This window comes from Pseudomonas sp. LF-5, assembly GCF_037626295.1.
In the GTDB taxonomy this organism is placed as follows: domain Bacteria; phylum Pseudomonadota; class Gammaproteobacteria; order Pseudomonadales; family Pseudomonadaceae; genus Aquipseudomonas; species Aquipseudomonas monsensis.
The window spans coordinates 900,638-923,233 of the sequence record NZ_JARKMT010000001.1 but is presented as its reverse complement, the minus strand read 5'-3'; the positions used below and the strand labels follow the sequence as shown (position 1 = coordinate 923,233).

General features: G+C 60.0%; 20 protein-coding genes. 10 read left to right on the top strand and 10 right to left on the bottom strand.

The annotated features are described in order from the left end of the window. Positions 1-24 precede the first annotated feature (24 nt). Positions 25-1,080 carry a tetratricopeptide repeat protein gene (locus tag PseuLF5_RS04170; protein WP_340132997.1) on the bottom strand — a complete coding sequence of 352 codons (1,056 nt, stop codon included), beginning with the start codon at positions 1,078-1,080 and terminating at the stop codon, positions 25-27. Between the two features lie 171 nt (positions 1,081-1,251). Here PseuLF5_RS04170 and PseuLF5_RS04165 point away from each other — a divergent pair, with 171 nt between their 5' ends. From PseuLF5_RS04165 to PseuLF5_RS04155, 3 genes are read left to right on the top strand one after another with little or no spacing between them, the layout of a single operon-like run. Next, on the top strand, positions 1,252-3,384 hold the full coding sequence (locus PseuLF5_RS04165) for an FUSC family protein (protein WP_340132996.1): 2,133 nt from the start codon (positions 1,252-1,254) through the stop codon (positions 3,382-3,384). Next, positions 3,374-3,574, top strand: coding sequence for a DUF1656 domain-containing protein (locus PseuLF5_RS04160; RefSeq protein WP_123468531.1), 201 nt, complete (start codon positions 3,374-3,376; stop codon positions 3,572-3,574). Before PseuLF5_RS04165 ends, PseuLF5_RS04160 begins: the two co-directional genes overlap by 11 nt. 28 nt (positions 3,575-3,602) lie before the next feature. Then, positions 3,603-4,544 (top strand): HlyD family efflux transporter periplasmic adaptor subunit, encoded by a 942-nt coding sequence (locus tag PseuLF5_RS04155; protein ID WP_437180120.1) that lies wholly within the window; start codon positions 3,603-3,605, stop codon positions 4,542-4,544. 140 nt (positions 4,545-4,684) lie between these two features. On the opposite strand, the gene PseuLF5_RS04150 is transcribed toward PseuLF5_RS04155, so the two are convergent. The 4 genes from PseuLF5_RS04150 to PseuLF5_RS04135 form a co-directional block, all read right to left on the bottom strand. Further along, positions 4,685-6,106, bottom strand: coding sequence for an efflux transporter outer membrane subunit (locus PseuLF5_RS04150; protein ID WP_340132995.1), 1,422 nt, complete (start codon positions 6,104-6,106; stop codon positions 4,685-4,687). Beyond that, on the bottom strand, positions 6,103-9,282 hold the full coding sequence (locus PseuLF5_RS04145) for an efflux RND transporter permease subunit (RefSeq protein WP_123468537.1): 3,180 nt from the start codon (positions 9,280-9,282) through the stop codon (positions 6,103-6,105). The genes PseuLF5_RS04150 and PseuLF5_RS04145 overlap by 4 nt, the downstream gene beginning before the upstream one ends. A gap of 15 nt (positions 9,283-9,297) precedes the next feature. Next, positions 9,298-10,551: a multidrug efflux RND transporter periplasmic adaptor subunit MexE gene (gene mexE, locus PseuLF5_RS04140; protein ID WP_123468538.1), complete on the bottom strand. Its 1,254-nt coding sequence runs from the start codon at positions 10,549-10,551 to the stop codon at positions 9,298-9,300. A gap of 261 nt (positions 10,552-10,812) precedes the next feature. Continuing rightward, a complete protein-coding gene (locus PseuLF5_RS04135) occupies positions 10,813-12,552 on the bottom strand; it encodes a dipeptidase (RefSeq protein ID WP_340132994.1) in 1,740 nt (579 codons plus the stop codon). Between the two features lie 263 nt (positions 12,553-12,815). On the opposite strand from PseuLF5_RS04135, the gene PseuLF5_RS04130 reads away from it, so the two are divergent. The 4 genes from PseuLF5_RS04130 (at position 12,816) to PseuLF5_RS04115 (ending at position 16,598) form a co-directional block, all read left to right on the top strand. After that, on the top strand, positions 12,816-13,031 hold the full coding sequence (locus PseuLF5_RS04130; RefSeq protein ID WP_340132993.1) for a hypothetical protein: 216 nt from the start codon (positions 12,816-12,818) through the stop codon (positions 13,029-13,031). A gap of 56 nt (positions 13,032-13,087) precedes the next feature. Beyond that, complete coding sequence (locus PseuLF5_RS04125) at positions 13,088-14,329, top strand: MgtC/SapB family protein (protein ID WP_340132992.1); 1,242 nt, start codon at positions 13,088-13,090, stop codon at positions 14,327-14,329. A 135-nt stretch (positions 14,330-14,464) separates the two neighbouring features. Continuing rightward, a complete protein-coding gene (locus PseuLF5_RS04120; protein ID WP_186746022.1) occupies positions 14,465-15,388 on the top strand; it encodes a universal stress protein in 924 nt (307 codons plus the stop codon). A 298-nt stretch (positions 15,389-15,686) separates the two neighbouring features. Next, entirely contained in the window at positions 15,687-16,598 is a 912-nt protein-coding gene (locus PseuLF5_RS04115) for a universal stress protein (RefSeq protein ID WP_340132991.1), read from the top strand. Here PseuLF5_RS04115 and PseuLF5_RS04110 read toward each other — a convergent pair. The 4 genes from PseuLF5_RS04110 to PseuLF5_RS04095 form a co-directional block, all read right to left on the bottom strand. Continuing rightward, complete coding sequence (locus PseuLF5_RS04110) at positions 16,588-17,571, bottom strand: zinc-dependent alcohol dehydrogenase family protein (protein WP_222832960.1); 984 nt, start codon at positions 17,569-17,571, stop codon at positions 16,588-16,590. The genes PseuLF5_RS04115 and PseuLF5_RS04110 overlap by 11 nt on opposite strands. Positions 17,572-17,595: 24 nt before the next feature. Continuing rightward, positions 17,596-18,339: a fumarate/nitrate reduction transcriptional regulator Fnr gene (gene fnr, locus PseuLF5_RS04105; RefSeq protein WP_340132990.1), complete on the bottom strand. Its 744-nt coding sequence runs from the start codon at positions 18,337-18,339 to the stop codon at positions 17,596-17,598. Between the two features lie 196 nt (positions 18,340-18,535). Further along, entirely contained in the window at positions 18,536-18,961 is a 426-nt protein-coding gene (locus PseuLF5_RS04100; RefSeq protein WP_123468554.1) for a potassium channel family protein, read from the bottom strand. A gap of 15 nt (positions 18,962-18,976) precedes the next feature. Beyond that, positions 18,977-19,129, bottom strand: a complete 153-nt coding sequence (locus PseuLF5_RS04095; RefSeq protein WP_445262411.1) for a hypothetical protein — start codon at positions 19,127-19,129, stop codon at positions 18,977-18,979. Between the two features lie 315 nt (positions 19,130-19,444). Here PseuLF5_RS04095 and PseuLF5_RS04090 point away from each other — a divergent pair, with 315 nt between their 5' ends. After that, complete coding sequence (locus PseuLF5_RS04090) at positions 19,445-19,678, top strand: Lpp/OprI family alanine-zipper lipoprotein (protein ID WP_123468558.1); 234 nt, start codon at positions 19,445-19,447, stop codon at positions 19,676-19,678. 77 nt (positions 19,679-19,755) lie between these two features. Continuing rightward, the gene (locus tag PseuLF5_RS04085) at positions 19,756-20,664 is read left to right on the top strand and encodes a universal stress protein (protein WP_340132989.1); all 909 of its coding nucleotides are present in this window, start codon (positions 19,756-19,758) and stop codon (positions 20,662-20,664) included. Between the two features lie 158 nt (positions 20,665-20,822). On the opposite strand, the gene PseuLF5_RS04080 is transcribed toward PseuLF5_RS04085, so the two are convergent. After that, the gene (locus tag PseuLF5_RS04080; RefSeq protein WP_186746032.1) at positions 20,823-21,056 is read right to left on the bottom strand and encodes a hypothetical protein; all 234 of its coding nucleotides are present in this window, start codon (positions 21,054-21,056) and stop codon (positions 20,823-20,825) included. A 414-nt stretch (positions 21,057-21,470) separates the two neighbouring features. Between PseuLF5_RS04080 and PseuLF5_RS04075 the strand changes: the two genes are divergently transcribed. Next, positions 21,471-22,358 (top strand): universal stress protein, encoded by an 888-nt coding sequence (locus PseuLF5_RS04075; RefSeq protein WP_340132988.1) that lies wholly within the window; start codon positions 21,471-21,473, stop codon positions 22,356-22,358. Positions 22,359-22,596: the final 238 nt, after the last annotated feature.

Below are 22,596 nucleotides of genomic sequence, written 5' to 3'. Positions count from 1 at the left end.
CAGGCCGCGATCTGTCGATCGTGTTCAGAGCCCTTGTTGCAACGCCGGATCATCCGGATTCAACTGTTCCAGCTGCGCCTGCAGAATCTGCACATTCTGCAGTTGCCCGCTTTCTTTCCAGTAACTGATCAGCAGCACTCGCGCTTTGCGATCGGCCGGGTGCCGCTGGACGATTTCCTGCAACTGCTTCTGCGCCGCTTCCAGCTCCTCCGCGCTGTGCAGCGTGGTAGCGAGGTCATAGCGATAATCCTTGTTGTCGGGTTCGAGCTCGACCGCTTTGGACAGGCCGAGCAGGGCATATTCGCGTTGGCCGTGGTGCAACAGCCACAGCCCGAGGGTATGTTGCAGATACGCGGAGTCGGGCTGGGCTTTCAGTTGCTGCGCGAGCAGTTGCCGGGCGGCGTCGCTCTGACCCTGGCGGTCGAGCACGTCGATCTGCATGACCAGAGCCTGCAGGTTGCCGGGCTCCAGACGCAGAGTATTGTCCAGCGCGACCTGGGCTTCTTTGAGTTCAGCGTTATGCAGGTAGAGGCGCGCCAGTTGAGCGTAGGTGGCGGCGCTTTCCGGTTGCGCCTTGAGCGCCTGCTCCCAACCGTCAATCGCCTGCTGCAACGGCGCGAAATACAACCCCAGTTCATCCGGCGTCAGGCCGAGCAGGGCATTGATGGCGGCAAAGCGAACGGTCTGGTCTTGATCGTCGAGCATCGGCCCCAGCAACAGGCTGCGCTGCCCGCCAGGCACCAGACCGACCACGCTGTGGATCGCCGCCAGCCGCACCTCCGGGGCTTCGTTTTGCAGGTCGGCGTCAGCCAGTTTCAAGGCCTGCGGGCTCGGATAGTTAGGTAATTCGGCGTGCAGCCAGACGCGGCGTTTGATCGACAGATCCGGTCGACCCAATTGCTGATACAGCTGACGTGCAGCCCCTGGCTGACCGGTGCGGGCAGCGCTCAGCGCTTCGCTGTAGCCACGCCGGATGGCTTCCGGAACGACCGGGGCCGTGCTGCGCAAAGACAGCCACGCCACGACGACAACAAGCACAAGGGCAAGGCTGATCAACAGGTAGCGGCGCGATGAAGACATGCAGGTTTCCGTGAACTGGCGTTTTTTTGGCAGAACGGCAAGCTTCGGTCAGCGAGCGCCATGAGTCAAACCCATACCTGCGAATCGCCCTACACGTTGCGTCGACTCTGTGAACCGTCACGCTTTCATGGCAGTGTCTACGCTAGCAGGAGTTACTTTACGAGTGTGCCCATGCAAGCGCTGCTCACTTACTTCAAAGCGGTCATTCACCCCAGCCAGGCAGTTCTGCTGTTCGCGTTGCGCACCATCGCCGCCGGCCTGCTGACGCTTTACCTGGCGTTTCTGTTTGATCTGGACCAACCGAAGTGGTCGATCATGGCGGTAGTGATCGTCAGTCAGCCCCTGGCCGGAATGGCGCTGGCGCGCAGCTTTGGCCAAGTGATCGGGACAACGCTGGGCGCTGCGGTGGCGGTGCTGATCATGGCGATTTTTCCGCAGGCGCCATTGCCGTTCATTGCCACACTGGCACTATGGCTGGCGCTGTGCACGGCGGGCGGTACGCTGTTGCGTTACACCAGTTCTCAGGCGTTTGTACTCAGTGGCTACACCGCTGTGGTGGTGGCATTGCTGGCGATTCCGGATCAGGACGGCACCTTCTTGCTGGCCGTCACACGCGTCACCGAAACCCTGCTGGCTGTGGCGTGTGTGTGCGTGGTGAGTTTGTTGACCGCGCGGCCGGAGGCGGTGGCCAAGGGGTATTTTGCCAAAGTCGATCAGGTCATCAAGCTCGCTGCCAGCCACGCCGCTGCCGTGTTGCGTACCGAAGAAAGCGACGCCGAGTTCCAGCGCCGACAAATGCAGTTGCTTGGTGAAATCAGCGCCCTCGAGGGCTTGCGTCGGCACCTGTATTTCGACGCGCCACGGTTGCGCAGTGCCAACAATCTGGTGCTGCTGTTGGGCAATCAGCTGATGTTGCTGACATCCCGGTTGACCGCGTTGCGCCATCAGCGAGAACTGCTGACCGAGCGCTGGGAGGGTGAGTTGCCGCTTGAGGTCCAGCGCCTGCGTGGTGAAGAACTGGCGCTGTTCGATCAGTTGGCGGAGCAGGGCCGATCGCTGCCCGCTGAACGGCGGCATGCCTTCGTGACGCTACAGCAACAGTTCGAAGCGCTGGCCTACGAGGCCGAACAACTCACCGAAGACATGAGCGCGACCCTGCGTTCCCTGGCATGGGCCTTGCGCTGGGAACAGGCGCGGCTGTTGCAGCAACTGGAGCAGATACTTGAGTTGAGCGATGCGATTCAGGACGGGCGCGAGGCCAGTTGCCTTCATCGCGGTCAGGCCAGCCCGCTGCATCTGGATTTCACCCTGGCGACGATGAACGCTGTCCGCGCCTTTACCGCGTTGCTGGTCGCCGGGCTGATCTGGATCGAAACCGCCTGGGATGGTGCGCGGGGCGGAATGATTCTGGTGGGCATCCTGTGTTCGCTGATGGCCACGTTTCCACGCCCGCTGATGGCGGCGCAAAGCTATGCCCGTGGCCTGGGCCTGGCGCTGCTGGTTTCCGCGCTCTATCAATTCATGCTGGTACCGGCGATCAGTGATTTCGAACTGTTGGCGTTGTTGCTGGCACCGCTGCTGTATGTAATCGCGGTCGGCCTCTCGAGCCCGGCGACGGCGGGCATCGGCATGGGGCTGGGGCTGTCGAGTTTTCTGATGCTTGGCCCGCAGAATGTCGGCACCGGGCAGAATACGGCGATTCAATGGTTCGAATTCGCGGGCGCCTATGTCAGCGCGGCCATGCTTGCGCTGCTCGTCTACGCGTGGATTTTTCCGTTCCGTCCGGCCTGGCGTCTTCGCCGTTTGTACAACGAAGCGCGTGAGCAGGTGTACCAGTTGACGAAAGTGCCCCCCACGGATGCGGAGCAGTTTGCTTTCGAAAGTCGCATGGTCGACCGTTTGACCAGCATGCTGGGCCTGTTGCCGGCCGTGAACGACCGTGACATGCAGCAACGGTATGAAATCAGCCTGGCGTGCATCGCGCTGGGAGTGGCGATGCATCAACTGCGCCAGCAAGCGCAGAACAATGGGTTGCTGTCCGATGCGTTCAATCAGCGCCTGTCCTCGGCGTTGCGCCATACCGGGCGCTTTGTTGCCGGTCGCCCGGATGTCCGGCAAGCGCCGCTCACCGAATTGCATGCGCTGGGCGATGAGCTGGATGATCTGCACATTGCCAGTCATGAACACCTGTGGTCGGTGTTTCGCATGCGCGTGGCCCTGTTGATTGTTGTGTCATTCCTCAAGCGCCACGGCGATCAGCTGCAGCGCACCGTCCCGGAAGGAGAGCCGGCCCTTGCCCATTGATTTCGAAATTGGCGGCGTTTACCTGCCGCCCATTGCCCAGGCCCTGTTGCTGGCCATTCCGGTCTTCATGGTGCTGGATTGGGGCCTGCGACGGCTGGGGGTCTTGCGACTGGTCTGGCATGAGGCACTGTTCGAAGGCGCTTTGTATGCCTGCGTCTGTGCCACGCTGATTCTGTTGATGGGAGCCTGATGCTTTGAAAGTGTTAGTGACGCGATTGATGACCTTGGCGGTCGTCATGCTGGCGATTGTGCTCGGCTGGTTTGCCTGGGAGCATTACACCCGTGCGCCGTGGACCCGGGACGCCCGGGTGAGGGCGGATGTGGTGACCTTGTCAGCGGATGTATCGGGGCGCATCGTCAGTCTGGCAGTGCAGGACAACCAGCATGTCGACAAAGGCCAGTTGCTGATGGAAATCGACCCCGCGCGTTACCGCCTGGCAGTCGAGCATGCGCGGCGCTCCGTTGAAGTGGCGAAGGCAACGCTGGGGCAATCCCAGGCCACGATCGTCGCCAGTGAAGCGCTGCTCAAGCAGCGCCAGAGCGAAGAACGTCGGCGGCGTATGCTGAAACAGGGATTTGCGATCTCTGGTGAGGAGTGGGAGAAATCCAGCACTGATGTGGCGGTGGCGCAGGCCGACCTGTTGCGTAACCAGGCCAACCTCGGGCTGGCGCAAGCCAATGTGCAGTTGGCGATTGCTGCACAGACCCAGGCGGAGCTGGACTTGCAGCGCACTCGCGTCGAGTCTCCGGTCAGCGGCTATGTCACCAATCTGCTGACCCGACAAGGCGACTACGCGGTGGCCGGCGGAGCGCTGTTGGCCCTGGTTGATAGCGATAGCTTCTATGTCAGCGGTTACTTCGAAGAAACCAAGCTGCCGCGTATCGGCGAAGGTGACCGGGTGCGCATTCAGTTAATGAGCGGAGAAACCTTCGGTGGCACGGTGCAAAGCATCGCCTTCGCCATTGCCGACCGGGAGAACGCCCCGGGCAGCCGGCTGCTGGCCAACATCAACCCGAGTTACACCTGGGTGAAACTGGCGCAACGAGTACCGGTACGGATCGACATTGACGGCGACTATGCCGGCAAGAACCGGCTTCGCGCGGGCACTACGGCCACCGTTACCGTCCTGGAAAACCCAAAGCCTCAAGCAAACCACTGACCCTTGTGGGAGCGAGCAGGCTTGCGCCCACAAAGTTTCACTGACTGAAAAACAGGCACAAAAAAGCCCCGCGACCGAATGATACGCGGGGCAAAAAATTGGTTGGTTGCGGCCAACCAAAGGAGCTCTTTAACAATCGTTTACTTGCTGGCTACCGTCTCCGGTTGCCAGCCGCCACCGAGGGCCTTGTAGATCGCGACGATGCCGCGATACAGATCGACTTCGGCCTGGGCCTGGCTGTCTTCGGCGTTCAGACGCTCACGCTGTGCATCGAGCAGGACGAGGAAGTCCGTGGTGCCTTCGCGGTAACGAATCTCGGCCAGTCCGGCAGCCTTGCGGCTCGATTCACTCTGGCGGATCAGCGAAATCAGGCGTTGCTGACGTTTGCCGTAATCGCTGAAAGCATTTTCCGACTCTTCCAGGGCCAGCAGCACTTGCTGCTCGTAGGTTGCCAGTGCGCCTTCGGCATCGGCATCGGCGCCGCGCAAACGGGCACGCACGCTGCCAAGGTCGAACGCCGCCCAGGTGATGCTCGGGCCGAGCGCCCAGGCGTTGGCCGCCGAGGAGCCGATTTGCGAACCGCGCCCGGCTGTCCAGCCGAGGAAACCGCTGAGGCTGACCCGTGGGAACAGGTCCGCTTTTGCCACGCCAATCCGGGCAGTCGCCGACGCCAGTTTGCGTTCGGCACTGAGGATGTCCGGACGCCGTTGCAGCAGCTCACCCGGGTCGCCGATCGGCAGCGCCTTGGCAATGGCAGGCAGCTCTTTCGGGCTCAGGTCGACGGTCAGTTTGTCCGGGCGTTCACCCAGCAGGGTGGCGATACGGTTCTTCTGTCGAACCTGTTCGGCCTGCAATTGCGGCACGCTGGCTTCGACCGAGGCCAGACGCGCATCGGCACGTTCGACGTCGAGTTGATCACCCACACCGGCGTCACGCAGGCTGATGGTGATCTTGCGCGACTCTTGCTGGTTTTCCAGGTTGGCCACGGCGATCTTTTCGCGCAGTTGCGCACCGCGCAGTTGGCCGTAAGCGTCCACCAGTTCGGCAATCATGGTGACTTGCAACTGATACAGATCGGCTTCAGCCGCTTGCTGATCAGCGTCGCTGGCCTCCAGGTTGCGCTGGATGCGTCCGAACAGGTCCAGTTCCCAGGCCATGTCCAGGCCCAGGTCGTAGCGTTCACTGTTGACCCGTTTAGTGGTCTGGCCGGGGATTTGCCCCTTGGCCAGATCACTGCTGGCGCGGCTGGTGATGGTCGGCATCGCATCGTTGCTGACGTCGTCGCGAATCGCCCGAGCGGCTTTCCAGCGAGCGAACGCCACGCGCAGTTGACGGTTGCCTTGCAGCGATTGAGTCACCAACTGGTTGAGGGTCGGATCGTCGAATTGCTGCCACCAGATGCCTTCGAATTTCGAACGGTCGAAGTTCTTTTGCCCGGCGGCGCCATCGGTGACGGCCGTGATGTTGGCCGCCTCCGTGGCTGGGGTCTTGTAGTCGGGGCCGACGGCGCAGGCACTGAGGGCCAGCACCAGCAGACTCGGCAGGAAGACTTTCAGACTCATTGTTGCGCCTCCAGTTTCATGGCCTTGGCCGCTTTGCGGGCTTCGCCGCGTTCGACGAAGTTACGGATCAGTACGTAGAACACTGGCGTCAGCAACAGACCGAAGAAGGTCACCCCGAGCATCCCGGAGAACACCGCCACACCCATGGCATGACGCATCTCGGCACCGGCACCGCTGGAGAACACCAGTGGCACCACACCCATGATGAACGCGAAGGAGGTCATCAGGATCGGCCGCAGACGCAGACGGCAGGCTTCCAGTACCGCAGCCAGCGGGTCGAGACCTTCCAGCTGTTTATCCTTGGCGAACTCGACGATCAGAATCGCGTTCTTACAGGCAAGTCCCACCAGTACGATCAAGCCGATCTGAGTGAAGATGTTGTTGTCGCCGCCGGAGATGATCACGCCGGTGATGGCCGACAGCAGGGTCATCGGTACGATCAGGATCACCGCCAGTGGCAGGCTCCAGCTTTCGTATTGTGCGGCGAGCACCAGGAACGCCAACAGTACGCAGAGCGGGAACACGAACAGCGCGGTGTTGCCGGACAGAATCTGCTGGTAGGTCAGGTCGGTCCACTCGTAGGTCATACCGTTCGGAAGTTCATCCTTGAGCAGTTTCTCGATGGCTTTTTCGGCCTGGCCAGAGCTGTAGCCGGGGGCTGCCGCACCGTTGATTTCAGCGGTGATGAAGCCGTTGTAGTGCATCACGCGATCCGGGCCCGAGGTGTCGCTGACCTTGATGAAGGTCGCCAGCGGGATCATTTCGCCCTTGTTGTTACGCACTTTCAGCTGGCCGATCTGGTCGGATTCGAGGCGGAACTGTTGCTCGGCCTGAACGTTGACCTGATAGGTGCGCCCGAAGCGGTTGAAGTCGTTGGCATACAGCGAACCCAGGTAGATCTGCAGGGTGTCGAAGATGTCGCTGACGGCCACGCCGTGGGTCTTGGCTTTCTCGCGGTCGATGGCGGCATCGACCTGCGGCACGTTCACGGTGTAACTGGTGAACAGGCCGGCCAGTTCCGGCACGCTGTGGCTCTTGGTGATGATGTTCATGGTTTCTTTGTACAGCTCGTCGTAGCCCAGGTTGCCCCGGTCTTCGATTTGCAGGCGGAAACCACCAATGGTGCCCAGACCTTGTACCGGCGGAGGCGGGAAGATCGCCATGTACGCTTCTTGAATGTTCGCATATTGACCGTTCAGGGCGCCGGCGATGGCACCGGCGGACATGCTCGGGTCTTTACGTTCGTCGAACGGTTTCAGGGTCACGAACACAATGCCGGCATTCGGGCTGTTGGTGAAGCCGTTGATCGACAGGCCGGGGAACGCTACGGCACTTTCCACGCCTGGTTGTTTCAGGGCCAGGTCGGACATGCGCTTGATCACGTCTTCGGTGCGATCCAGGCTCGCGGCGTCCGGCAGTTGCGCGAAGGCCACCAGGTACTGCTTGTCCTGGCCGGGTACGAAACCGGTCGGCGTGCTGGAGAAACCGAAGAAGGTCAGCACCATCAGGCCAGCGTACAGCAGCAGAGCGATGCCGCTGCCACGGATAACCCGGCGCACGGTGCCGACGTAGCCATGGCTGGCACGGTCGAAGAAACGGTTGAACGGACGGAACAGCCAGCCACCGAAGATCTTGTCGAGCACCTTGGAGAAGCGGTCTTTCGGTGCGTCATGGCTTTTCAGCAACACAGCGGCCAATGCCGGCGACAGGGTCAGCGAGTTGAACGCCGAGATCACGGTCGAGATGGCAATGGTCAGTGCGAACTGCTTATAGAACTGCCCGGTGAGACCGGAGATGAATGCTGCCGGCACAAACACCGCACACAGCACCAGCGCCGTCGCGATGATCGGGCCGGTCACTTCACGCATGGCGCGTTTGGTGGCCTCGACGGGTGTCAGTCCGAGTTCGATGTTCCGCTCGACGTTTTCCACCACCACGATGGCGTCGTCCACCACGATACCGATCGCCAGTACCAGGCCGAACAGTGACAGCGCGTTGAGCGAGAAACCGAACAGGTGCATGACCGCAAACGTACCGATCAACGATACCGGCACCGCCACCAGTGGAATGATCGAGGCGCGCCAGGTCTGCAGGAACAGGATCACCACCAGTACCACGAGGATCAGTGCTTCGAAGAGGGTGTGAACCACCGCCTCGATCGAGCCGCGCACGAAGATCGTCGGGTCATAGACGATGCTGTAGTCCATGCCTTGCGGGAAGCCTTTCTTCAGCTCTTCCATCTTGCCGCGAACTTCGTTCGAGATGTCGATGGCGTTGGAGCCAGGGCGCTGGAAGATCGGGATTGCGACCGCCGGCTGGTTGTTCAGCAACGAACGCAGGGCGTATTGGCTGGAGCCCAGTTCAACGCGAGCTATGTCCTTGAGGCGGGTGATTTCACCATTGTCGCCTGCGCGAATGATGATGTTCTCGAACTCTTCCTCGGAGACCAGACGGCCCTGAGTGTTGACCGACAGCTGGAAGCTTTGGGCATTCGGGGCAGGGGGCGCACCCAATTGACCGGCCGCGACCTGGCGGTTCTGCTCACGGATCGCCGTGACCACATCGGTCGCAGTCAGATTGCGCGAAGCAGTCTTGTTCGGATCGAGCCAGACGCGCAGCGAGTAGTCGCCCATGCCGAACAGTTGCACGTCACCGACACCACCCAGGCGAGCGAGCTCATCCTTGATGTTGAGGATCGCGTAGTTGGACAGGTAAAGCATGTCGTAGCGCTTGTCCGGGGAGGTCAAGTGCACAACCATGGTCAGGTCGGGCGATGCCTTGTCGACGGTGATACCGATGCGCGTCACTTCTTCTGGAAGCTTCGGCTCGGTACGGGTCACCCGGTTTTGCACCTGAACCTGCGCGTTGTCCAGGTCAGTGCCCAGGGCGAAGGTGATGGTCAGGGTGATCTTGCCGTCGGCGGTCGACTGCGAGGACATGTACAGCATGTTCTCGACGCCGGTGATGGCCTGCTCCAGTGGAGCGGCCACGGTTTCACCGATGACTTTAGGGTTGGCGCCCGGGAAGTTGGCACGTACCACCACGGTTGGCGGCACGACTTCCGGGTATTCGCTGATCGGTAGCTGGAACAGCGAGATCGCACCGGCGATCAGGATCAGCAGCGACAGCACCGCTGCGAAGATCGGCCGTGAAATGAAGAATTGGGAAAAATTCATCGGAGTTGTCGTCCCTTAACCGCGTGGGGTCGTAGCAGCCAGCTTCACAACCGAACCGGACGCGCCTTTGGCAGGGGCGACTTTGGGCAGGTTGCTGGCTTCCAGCGCTTGACGTTGTTGAGCCAGGGCGGCAATGGTTTGCTCGCTGGCCATCGGGATTACTTCAGGGGTGACCGGAGAACCCGGACGTACTCGCTGCAGACCCTTGACGATGATCGTGTCGTCCTTGTTCAGGCCAGTACGGACGATGCGCAGGCCTTCGATCTTCGGACCCAGTTCAACAGCGCGGTAGGCGGTCTTGTTGTCCGCATCCATCACCAGCACGAACTTCTTGCCCAGGTCAGTACCGACCGCTTCGTCATTGATCAGCATGGCGTTGTAGGTGCCGCTGCCGACCAGTTTCAAGCGTGCGTACAGGCCCGGGGTGTAGGTGCCGTCGCTGTTGTCGAACACCGCACGACCACGGATGGTGCCGGTTTTCGGGTTGACCTGGTTGTCGACGAAGTTCATCTGGCCGAGGTGCGGGTTGCCGTCTTCATTGGACAAGCCCATGTACACCGGGGTGGTAGCGCCGCGTTGACCGTTACGGGCGAGCTGGGTGTATTTGAGGAACACGCGCTCGTCGGCGTCGAAGTAGGCGTAGACCTTGTCGGTGGACACGACACTGGTCAGCGCTGTGGTGTCGGCGGTCACCAGGTTCCCGGCGGTGATCTCGGCACGGCTGACGCGGCCGCTGATTGGCGCGGTTACGCGGGTAAAGCTCAGGTTCAGTTTGGCCAGGTCCAGTTGCGCTTGCAGGGCGCCGACGGCGGCGCGGGCCTCTTGCGCAGCGCTGGTGCGCGAGTCGGCCAGTTCGGCAGAGATGGCGTTGCTGGCACGCAGGCGTTCACCGCGGCCGGCTTCGTTTTCACTGCGGGTGGCGTTGGCGCGGGCCTGGGCGACCAGGGCTTCGAGGCGGCGGACCTCGGCCTGGAATGGACGTGGGTCGATCTGGAACAGCAAATCGCCTTTCTTGACCAGCGCACCTTCGGTGAAGGCGACGTTGTCGATCTGGCCGGAGACCCGTGGACGGATTTCAACGGTTTCCGGCGCCTCGAGGCGCCCGGTGAATTCGTCCCACTCGTTGACCGGTTGTTCCAACACCTTGGCCACGCTGACTTTCGCTGCGGGCATGGTGGCGGCAGTCTCCGGAGTCTTGCCGCAAGCGCTCATCACCAGCACGGCCAACAGGGCCAACGGGAAGCGCAAATGTTTGAGTGACTGTTCCATGGATGCATCCGCCAATGTATTGAAGATGGGCGGATGATGCTCGGCGAGGTGTGATGGCACGAATCGAATGAAGCAAAGGTAACTATCATTCGGAATGATATAAGGCTCGAGCGAGCCCTCTAGCATGCACCTTTCGTTAGGTGGCTATCAATCGGTTTGATGATCATTCTGTGTTGCCTGCTGCGCAACGATGAGCGGCGAGGATTATCCGGCGATTAAAAAACTGTGGCGAGGGAGCCAGCTTCCTCGCCACAAATGCTGTTAAAGCTTCGGTAACTGGCCGATCCGGCCCATCATTTCCGTGACGATCTGCAGATCGAGCTGGAATTGATCGACGGTCTTGAATTCACCGTCGGTGTGGCCGGTGTACTTGACCTCCGGGCGCGCCAGACCGAATTGCACGCCATTTGGCAACTCATGCACCGACGTCGCCCCAGCGGACGTACCGAACTCGTGTTTCATACCGAGGTTTTCCGTCGAGACCGCCAGCAGCGCCTTGACCCATTCGCCCTCAGGGTTGCGATACATCGGTTCGGCAATCGAATAGTCGAAGGCGACGGCTACGTGATTCTTCTTGCTCCACGCTGCCAGTTTGTCGGCGATTTCAGCCTTGAGCTTCTCCGGCGATTTGCCCTTCGGAACGCGCAGGTTGACCGCGAGTTTGAAGGCGTTGTCGTCCATTGCGACGTAAGTCAGCGAAGTGGTCAGCGGCCCCATGAAGGCGTCGGAGAAACCGACGCCCAGTGTGTTGCCGAGGTAATCCAGGCCCCAGTTGTCGGCGGCGTACCGAGCGGCATCGGTGATGTGGTTGTGCTTGAGCGCGACTTTGCCATCAAGGCTGTTGATGAATACCAGCATCCGCGCCACCGGATTCACCCCGGATTCCGGCTCGGAGGAGTGGGCCGACACCCCGGTCACCGTCAGCAAGACATTGTTGCCGTCAACCTTGGCGCTCACCTGGAAATTGCCGCCGTTGCGTTTGGCGAACTCGGTACCGGCCTTTTGCAGGCTGGCGGCCAGTGCGGCCGGTTTATCGCTGACAATCGTGGCGACGGATGCGGAAGGGATCTGGTTAGTCGCCAGACCGCCGGTCATCGAGATGATTTCCGCACCTTTGCCTTCACCTTTGCGCTTGGCGAATTCGGCCATCACCGTGCCGTAGCCTTTCTCGGCAATCACCACCGGGTATCCGCCATCCAGCGCCAGGTTGTAGTTGGGCGTCGGGTTGCGCTCGAAATAGTACGGGATCGCGTCGCCGGTGGTTTCTTCGGTGGTGTCCACCAGCAACTTGAAGTTGCGGGCCAGTGGCAGTTTCTCGTCCTTGATGACCTTCATCGCGTAGAGCGTGACCACGATACCGTTCTTGTCATCCTCGGTGCCGCGACCATACATGCGGTCGCCGATCAGCGTGATCTTGAATGGATCGAGGCGGGTGCCATCCTTGAGCACCCAGTTTTCCGGCGTTACCGGCACCACGTCGGCATGCGCGTGAATGCCGACGACTTCATCGCCAGCGCCGTTGAGCGAGATCTCATACACGCGGTTGTCGATGTTGCGGAAATTCAGATGGAAGGACTCTGCCAGGCTCTTGATCTTCTCGCCGATCTTGATGAATTCCGGGTTCTCGTGCTGGGCAACGCCGTCCTTGCGATAGGTCGGGATCTCCACCAGCTCACGCAGCGTCTCGGTGGCGGCTGCGCTGTATTTCACGCGGGCATAGAGGCCGAGCAGGCGATAGATTTCGTTCTGCTGCTCAGCCGTCAGCGTTTTGTTATCCAGAAAGGCGCCAATGGCCGGGCCAATGGCGGCAGTCCTGGCCAGATCGCTCTTGGCCAGGCTGGTCAGGAACTGGCGGAAATCTGTAGTCGTTTCGGCGCTGTAGGCCTTGAGGATTTCAGCACTTTGCTGCGGAGTAATGTTGGCCTGGGCCGGAGCAGTGAAAGCCGCAAGCCCGGCCAGCATCAAGGTGGTGGCAGCCAGTTGTTTGAAAGGGAAATTCATACGAAGGGCATTCCTTTGCAGGGCAGTAAAGGGAGAGTGTCTCAACGCTGAGACACATACACTTACAAACTAACACCGTGCCAGAGCCTTGCGGGAGCCCTGAAACGGGATCTGTCGCACAGAAATGCAAAAGGGACGCACAAATGAAAAAGCCCAACGCTTCCACGGATTGTTGACCATTATCAACTTCCGGTCTGCAGTCCCGGCGCAAGCTCTGCCCAGTGCCGAGAATGCGGTCGACCTGCCGTTTGATCGAGGTTTCCATGAACATCAAGATCACAGAAAGACAAGCACCCCATGGCTGGGTCGTGCATCTGGATGACTGGGACGTAAACTTCAAGCATCTGGACGCAGCGCAAGACTTCGCAGGCCTGCTCCAGACACGCATCGACGCGCCCCACGTCTGGCCCAACGCCTTCGGTCAGACGTTGCCCGCAGAGCCGGTTGTCACTCAGCGCTTGGGCGAGTGCGTTGAATGATCGCGCTGAGGTGACCGCAGGGCTGCGCTTAAAACCTCTGCCGGGTGCTACAGACCATGAATGAACTCTTCGATCTCTCTGGTGCAGCGGCAGCGCTGGGGATCGGCCTGCTCATCGGTCTTGAGCGTGAGCGGCACAAAGGCACCGGCGCTACACGTGACAGCGCCGGATTGCGCACGTTCGCCATTACCGCGTTGCTGGGATATGTCTCGCTGCAGGTCGGCGCGGCTCTGCTGCTGGGGATTATGGCGACCTGCGTGACCTTGCTGATCACCGTCGCCTATTGGCGCAGCCTGAGCGACGACCCGGGGGTGACCAGCGAAATAGCCTTGCTTACGGTGTTGGTGCTCGGCGCGTTGTGTGGCACCGCACCCGCGCTGGCAATTGCCATTGGCGTGGTCATCGCGGGGTTGCTGGCCTATCGCGACAAGCTGCATCACTTTGCCAACAGCCAGTTGAGCGAAGTCGAGATGCGCGACGGCCTGGTTTTGCTGATCGCGGCGCTGGTAGTGCTGCCATTGGCACCAGACCGTTACATCGGCCCTTACGCGGCGATCAATCTGCGCACGATTTGTACCCTGACGGTTTTGCTGATGCTGGTTGGAGCGATCGGCCATGTCGCCGTGCGCACCTTGGGCACTCGCTATGGTTATGTGGTCAGCGCAATTGCCTCCGGATTCGCCTCCAGTACGGTGACGATTGCCACCATGGGCCAACGGGCAAGCCTTGAACCGGCCAACATCAGGACCCTCGGCGCGGCCGCAATCTTCTCTAATCTTGCCACGGTGATTCAGGCCGGGCTGATCCTCGCTACCGTTGATCCCGCTCTACTGCGCAGCGTGTGGGCGCCGTTGTGTTTCGGCTTGGTCGCCACGGCGTTATACGGCGTCTGCCTGATGTTTCCCGACCCGGGGAGGGGGACGAGCAGCGAGCCGATCAAGTCCGCAGGGGCATTCAATCTCAAACTCGCCTTGGTCGTGACACTGACCATGACCGGCATCACGCTGGTGTCGTCGGCGATGCTCAGCCACTTTGGCCAGGTGGGCGTGATGCTCACGGCGACATTGACCGGCTTCGCCGACGCGCATTCCGCCACGGCCTCGGTTGCCAGCCTGGCCAAGGCCGGGCTGTTGCCTTACGACGCGATCGCTGCGCCTGCGCTGATCGCCGTCAGCAGTAACTCGGTGAGCAAATGCGTAGTGGCCTGGGTCAGCGGCGGCAAACGCTTTGCCGCTTATGTGATTCCCGGCCAGCTATTGCTGACGCTGGCGATGTGGGCAGGCACCTTGTTGCTCTAATTGATCGAAGTGGTCTTTTGCTCGGGTGATGTCCACCGATCCGTGCAGTTGCTGACAAAGATCAATTTGCCAGCGGCCGTAGCGTTCACGCTGAAGGTCTGTTTCCTTCTGGCTGGCCACGTGCCGAGGTATCCCATGTCGCAAACTCAGCGTTTACTGTTGATTGCTCCGCCCGCCATGGAACGCACGCCGGCGTTCGAGCGTGCCGCCGCGCTGGCGCTGGCCATGCAAGTGCCGCTGCACATCGTGGCCTTCGATTATGTGCAGGCGCTGGCAGTGGCCGGGCTGTTTGCTCCTGAGCAAATCCGCCTGGCCCGCGATGGTTATCTGCGCACTCATCGGCAGTGGCTCATAGAACAGGCGTCGTTGCTGGCAAGGCATCACATCACGGTCACCACCGAAGTGGTCTGGGTTCAGGATCCCTTTGCCGAGATCCTGCAGTTCATCAACGAGATGCCGGTGATCTTGATCATCAAGGATGCCCGGCACGAATCCGCGCTGGAGCGGGTGTTCTACACACCGCTGGATTGGCAATTGTTGCGCGATTGCCCCGTGCCGGTGCACCTGGTGACCAGTGACACCCATCCACGCCCGCGCAATGTACTGGCCATCGTCGATGTCTTGCGTAGCGAAGAACAGGATTGCCTGTTCAATGATCAGATCATTGATGCAGCCACCCGGCTGGCTGAGCAATGTGATGCCAGCCTTGAACTGTTGCATGTGTATGACTGGGCGGCGGTTTACGCCACGGACATCGGGTTCGGCGCCTTGCCGTTGGCTACCGGGATCTATGAGGCGCTGGGCAGTGCGCAGCATGAGGCGTTTGCGGCCTTGGCCGAACGTCACGGCGTACCGGATGCGTGCCGGCATTTCATCGAGGGTGCGCCGGTGCCGAGTATCTGCGGGTTCGCCCTCGAGCATCAGGTTGACGTGATTGTCATGGGAACGGTGCAGCACCACGGTTTGAGCAAATTGCTCGGCACCACCGCCGAACAGTTGCTGCATCGAGCACCGTGCAGTGTGTTGGCCATCAAGCCGCAGCAAACCCTACAGTCCTGAAAAGAGATCGCCCCAAGTATTACGGCGATGAATGCCGTGCGCTGTTTATTGTCAGTGGCCATCAACTGGTCGGGCAGAGCGAGCACGCGCATGTGCCTGGTTCGCGGGGCAGGCGGTTGATGAAGTTGTATTCGCGCTGACAGATCCTTTTCTGTGAGAGGGCGCATCAATTGGCGGTCGTCCTTTTCCATGGTGTTCTTCATTGGCAACGGTTTGATGTAAATCAACGTCAGGCAGGGAGGCAGGCGCAGTCTTGAACCTACCGGCCCAAAGCGCCGGTGCCGAGCCGAGGTGTGTAATGGGTCAATATCAACGTCTGTTGCTGGTCGCTGACCAGACGCTGCATCAATCTCCGGCGATGCTGCGTGCTATCGCGCTGGCCAAGGCGAACGGAGCGGCGCTGGATGTGCGGGCCTTCGTCGAGCCGGTACCGTTTACGCACTTATGGGAGGACAAAATCGATGGGGTGGATGCACAGCGCTATCAGCACCGCTATCGTCGCTGGGTAGCCGAGGAGCTCGAGCAACTCAACGCCTATGGACTGAATGTGACGGTGGACGTGATCTTCACCAGCCATCCGCTGCTGGAAATCCTGAAAGCCGTCAAGGCACTGAAGTCCGAACTAGTGATCAAGGATGTGACGCTGGAACCGGCGCTCAAACGCGTCTTCATCACGCCGCTCGATTGTCACTTGCTGCGCGAGTGCCCGGTTCCCTTGCACTTGGTCAATCACATCCGGTACGCATTGCCGCATCGCGTGGTAGCCGCGGTGGATCCGTTTGATCCAGCGACACAAATCAGCGGTTTGAACGACACGATCATCCAGACCGCGAATGCGCTGGCATTGCAATGCGACGTCCCGCTGCACCTGTTGTATGCCTACGACTTGTCAGCGGCGTTCAATGGCGATGCGCCGATGGTCACTGGCGGCTGGAGTGGCGATTTTGCCAGCGAGTTACGCGAATCCCTGCATCTTGCCTTCGTCACGCTGGCAGAGCGGTATGGCGTGCCGCCAGAGCGCCGGCACTTCGTCATGGGCCATCCGGTGCAGGTGATCAGTGAGTTTGTCGAAGAGTATCTGGCCGACGTGGTGGTCATGGGGACGGTGCATCGGGTGGGCGTCGATCGCTTGATCGGCAGCACCACCGAACGCGCCTTGTATTCGGTGCCAGGGAGCATTCTGGCAGTCAGGCACGTGGTCACGGTGTGAGCACAATCGCCCCGTTGAATTGCCCCGCTCGTAAAAATGCCAAGGCCTGGTTGGCGTCTTCCAAAGCAAACCGGGTGACGTCACAGTGCACGGGCGTGTGTTGAAGCTCCTGGAAAAACGCAATACCGTCTTCGCGGGTCAGGTTGGCCACCGAGCGGACACTGCGCTCACCCCATAACAAACGATACGGGAACGTCGGGATGTCGCTCATGTGAATCCCGGCACACACCACGCAGCCGCCCTTGTCCGTCACCGCCAGCGCCGCCGGCACCAGTGCGCCCACCGGCGCAAAGATCAGGCTGGCATCGAGCAGGTGTGGTGGCGGCTGATCGGATGGTCCGGCCCATTCTGCGCCCAGGGAGCGGGCATAGGCTTGTCCGATGTCGTCCTCGGGACGGGTAAACGCGTAGACCTTCTGGCCGCGTCCGAGCGCCACCTGAATCGCCAGGTGTGCCGCAGCGCCGAACCCGTAAAGTCCCAGATGCTTCGCGCCACGAGCCATTTGCAGCGCACGAAAGCCGATCAGTCCGGCACACAGCAGGGGCGCAGCTTGCTGGTCTGAAAGCGTCTCGGGAAGGGCAAAGCAGAAGCGCGGATCGGCAACCGTGTATTCCGCGTAGCCGCCGTCCAGCTGACAACCGGTGAACCGCGCCTGATCGCACAGGTTCTCCCGACCCGAACGACAGAACCCGCACTCGCCGCATGTCCAGCCCAGCCAGGGCACGCCGACCCGTCGGCCGATCCAGTCAGGCCTTACATCCTGGCCCACCGCCGTGACCTCACCGACTATTTCGTGGCCCGGCACCCGTGGGAATACGGCTTGCGGTAACTCACCGTCGAGCAAATGCAGGTCGGTGCGACAGACGCCGCAGGCCAGCACTTTGAGCAGGATCTGATCGGAGGCGGGTATCGGGACAGGGCGCTCTTCGCATTGCAAGGGTTGGCCGGGGGCGTGCAGCACCATGGCGCGCATGATCAACCTCCGTTGCAGACGGGGTCAGTGAGTCTGGCGATTACAGCCGGACACCATCTGCTTGAGGCCGTCCAGGTTTTGGATTTTTACGTTGCGCCCGGCGATCTCCACCAGCCCCTGGTCGCGCAAGTGGGCGATGCCACGACAGATCGTCTCCAGACGCAGCCCAAGGTAGGAGCCGATTTCTTCGCGGCGCATTTTCAGCACGAACTCTTTGGAGGAATAGCCACGAGAGCTCAGGCGTTGCGAGAGGTTGAGCAGGAATGCCGCCAGACGCTCATCGGAGTTCATGTTACCCATCAGCATCAACATGCTGTGGTCGCGGACGATTTCCCGGCTCAGCAGTTTATTGAGGTTGTGTTGCAGGGAAGGGAGGCTCTGCGCCAGTTTTTCCAGCTGCGCGAAGTGTATCGGGCAGACTTCGCTGTCTTCCAGGGCGTATGCAGTGCATGCATGCTCATCGGCACTGATGGCGTCCAGACCGAGCATTTCGCCAGGGATGTGAAAACCGGTCACTTGCTCGCGGCCATCGACGGACAACACGCTGGTCTTGAAGGAGCCTACGCGCACGGCGTACAGCGAGCGCAACGGGTCCCCGGCACGGTACAGGGCGGCGCCTTTCCTGACCTTTAAACGCTGGACAATCAGGGTGTCGAGCCGCTCGACCTCCGCCCCGTCCAGGCCGATCGGCAGACACAACTCAAGTACGCTGCAGTTGGAGCACGCTGCCTTGAGACATAACGCCGACGGGGGAGATGTTTCGTGCATGAGGAAGACGCCACGAGGGGGTGTGGTAAGCATAGGTCTCTTTGCTTCGCACGTGCTTTTCATTTGGCCTTCCACCGTGATTACGGACGAACGGGGCCACCCGGTTTCAGGGGGGGCGTTGGCAACTTCGTCTCTATTGAGCTTGAGGACTGGTCGCAAGGTTTGATGTAGATCAGGTCTTGTGCGTATTGAACGGCTATTTGCTCTTCCAGTATTTTTGCATTTCGAGGAACAGGAATGACGCGGTCCAGGTGATCAGCACCAGTCCCGTCAAGGCCTCCAGGCCAGTGAGATACTTGAGATTGCCGACCGGGGAGATGTCACCGAAACCAATGGTGGTGTAGGTAGTGAAGGAGAAATACACGCAATCCATGTAAGAACCGTCGAAACTGCCCGTCAGGCGCCCCCATTCACCGGAGCGCGACATCAGAAAGTAAACCACGGCGAAGCACCAGACCTCGATGGCATGGGCCAGCAGCCCGCCAAACACCCCGGCAACGATGCGAAAACGGCTCCAGTTTTTCAATTTCGGCAGCCAGTCGTTCAGGCGTAACAAACACTCGTAATGAATCAACACGGCAGCGATTACCACCAGGGTGTTGATCAAAGTGACGACCAGCATCGTGACTCTCCAGCATCAAGTGGTAATCGAAGCGGGGGTGGTCGGAGAATTGAATTCACGCCAGCACAAATGATCTTCGACTCTCGTCACGCCTCGCACTGACCAAGCCGCTGGTTCAACGTTCTGGCGCTCACGCCACAGGTGGCCCCGGCCTTCGAGCGTGACCACGTTCTCCACACTGACTCCGATGTCGGCGGCGTTGATGTCTGGCTGAATCCGAGCTCTTCCAAAATGCTTTTGCGCAGATTCAAATCGCTCATGACGGCGTTCTCTCTTCTGAAAGGTTGTTCATGTTCGGCGAATGCCGGTCAGTCTTTTTCTACGCCTGAGCGGCGGAGCTTCATTGAGATAGATCAACAACGCCCGTTTGCACGGCCATCCACCGATGCCGTCATTAGTTGACAAAAATCAGAGTCGGTAGCGGACATCGCCAGATACTCAGACCATCGACTTAGCAATGTCGCAATCAATCAAGGGGAAACCATGAACATGCGCTTGTCCATCATCGTGCTGAGTATCCTGTTGGCTACAACCACCGGATGCAGTAACCGCCATGCTCAGGAAATCGATGCACGACTTGAGTCTGCCGAAGACAATGCGGCAACGGCACGTTTGCGGGCCGATGAAGCGATATTGAAGGCTGAACAGGCACAGCGTACAGCCGATGACGCCAATGAGCGCGCCAAGCGGATGGCTGAAAAGGCAGCGCGTAAATAGTTGGCGATTGCATCAAACCGGACACGGACGTCGGGCTGGCAACCAGGCCGGCATAGCACTGCCAGCAGAGGTACGTGATGTTCAAACTGAAGCGGATTCTGTTGATTGCCCCCACCGAGATGACCCGCACCCCGGCGTTTGATCGAGCCCAGGCATTGGCCCAGGCCAGCGGAGCGTTGTTGCACATTGTTGCGTTCGATTACGTCCAGGCTCTGGCGGTAGCCGGTTTGTTCGACCACAAAGCCATGGCGCAGGCGCGCGAGGGTTACTTGCAGGTGCATCGGCAGTGGCTGGAACAGCAAGCCCGGTTTGAGCGCGGCAGCGGCGTGCAAGTGACGACCGAAGTGGTTTGGGCAAAGTCGACACCGGCGCATGTGCTTGAGTACGTCAATGACTTCCACGCCGATCTGGTGATCAAGGATGCCCACCATGTCCCGGCGCTTGATCGGGCGTTTCATCAACCACTGGACTGGTTGTTGCTGCGAGATTGCCCCGCCTGTTTGCACCTGGTGACCGACGCCGTAAACCCGAAACCGTTGAAGATCCTGGCGGCGGTGGACCTGTCCCATCTCGAGGACCTGACTCAAGGCCTGAACGACCGCATTCTCGGTCTGGCCTCGAGATTGGCCAGAGCCTGCGGTGCCTCGCTGCACCTATTGAACGTGAGTAACTGGTCGGTGGTGGGCGATGCCGCAATGAGTGTGCCGAACCTGAGTCTGGATCACAGTTTGCGCGAGGCGATCAACGACACTCAGGAAGAAGCCTTCGAAGCGCTGGCCGAGCGTTATGGTCTTGATGAAAGTCACCGACATCTGCTGACCGGTGTCCCGTATCGGGTGATCGAGTTATTCGCCCGGAAAAATGCATTCGACCTGGTGGTGCTGGGCACGTCTTACCATCACGGGCTCGACGGCTTTATTGGCGGCACGGCGGAAAGCCTGGTCAACCGAGCGCCTTGCAGCTTGATGATGGTCAAGCCGGTGTGACCGTGCTGGCATCCGCCGTTGATAAAAATCAACTGGCCCGAGCCCCAAAAGAGTGATCACTGGCGCGCCGTCCGTGCGGATTGACGGGCAAGACGTACCGATTCGCGCCGATGCGGATCAAATCATCGCGATCGAGTCGAACTCGGTCCCGGAACGGCTCAGTGACCGGTCCCTCCGTGGGAGTACTGCCATTCCTGCCAGGCCTGACGGTACACTTCGTCGGCACGTTTTCTGGCTTCTGAGAACTTGTGCATGGTCTGCGTGGAAAACGGTTCCTCAAGTACGGCATAGGCCTGATCGTTGAGTCGATCGGCTTCTTCAAACAGTGCGCAACTGTGGCTGATTGCGTTCGTGCCAGTGACACTCGATTTGATTGAGTCATTGGTGACCATGGTCGTTAGCCTTCACAAAGCAAAAAACACGAATGATGGTTGGCGGATGGATCGCGTCGCCGGTCTGCATGCGTCCCACTGATTTACCGATGAGTCGGGCATGTCGGGATGCTCCTCACATGAGATAAAAAAGGCTCGACACAGGGTGCAATGCACAAGGCTATTTCGATCTGATTTGCGGCTCTGCGGATTGACCCAGATCAATTCGGCGTAGCAATCCGTGACCGTTCAGACGAATACCGGGCGCTCATGCTTTTTCAGGGTCGTGAAGAGTCTCAGACGGTCTGCGTTTGATTTTTATCAACGTCTGCCCCCGCCAGCAGCGCACTGTACATTGACCTTGGTGCCAGATTCGGGGCCGGCTCGGTTCGCTTGGGTCACAGGGCGCGTGTTTCACCTGTCTGGAGGCAGATCATGAGCCAATATCAACGCTTGTTGCTGATCATCAACCCGGCCCTGCGCCATTCGACGGTCATCAACCACGCAGCCGCCCTGGCCATGGCCAGTGGCGCGACGCTGCATATCGCCGCGCTCGTCAAGTCGCTGGATGTCCTCTCGCTGCTGGAAGAGGGGGATCGGGAGCAGGCGCGCGCGCAGTACTTGCAGGACCATCGTGACTGGCTTGAGGGTCAGGCGATCGTGATGCGCGGCAATGGTCTTGAGGTGACGAGCGGAGTTGCATGGTCTGAAGACATGCAACAAGAAATTCTCGACTTCGTCAGCGAAATGCAACCCGACCTGTTGATCAAGCAAGTGCAGCATGAATCGCTACTCAGGCGGGCGTTCTTTACGCCGCTGGACTGGGGACTGCTTCGTCACTGTCCAGTGCCGGTTTATCTAGTGGGTGGTGCGGGTCATGCCTTGCCGCGCAAGATCGTGGCGGCAGTCGATGCAGCCAGCACCGAGGCCGAAAACGACAGGCTGAATGATCGCATCATCGAGCAGGCCACGGCGCTCGCCATCCAGTGCAATGCCGAATTGCACCTGCTGTACGCCTATGACGTTTCCCAGGAGTACCTGGAGGAACTGGGCGATGGCTTGAGAGTTTCGGCGCTGACCAAAGCCCTGCGCAAGGAACTGGAGGCGTCTTACATCGCATGGGCCAATCGCTATGGTGTGCCCGCCGAGTGTCGTCATTTCGTAGTGGGACATCCGGTGGCGGCGCTCAGCGAGTTCGCCGAGGAGCAGCAGGTGGATGTGATCGTCATGGGCCGGGTGCAATACCATGGGCTGGACAAACTGCTGGGCAGTACTACCGAACACATTCTGTATCAGGTGCCTTGCAGCGTACTGGCGGTGTAGCGCGATCATTCTCACAGGACCGCTGTTGGAGGCAAGCAAACACGAATATCGAAAAGGCTATTTCCGGTCGGCACTCGACACGCGATCGACGATAGCGTCATCCTGCGCCTGATCAATGCCGCCACCTATGCACCCAGCGCAATGAATCAGCAACCGTGGACATTTCCAGGCCCTGCTCGATCCCTTGACCTAGCCTTGTTGGAGGATATTTCACGCGCAGCCAAGGCCAGCATTTTAC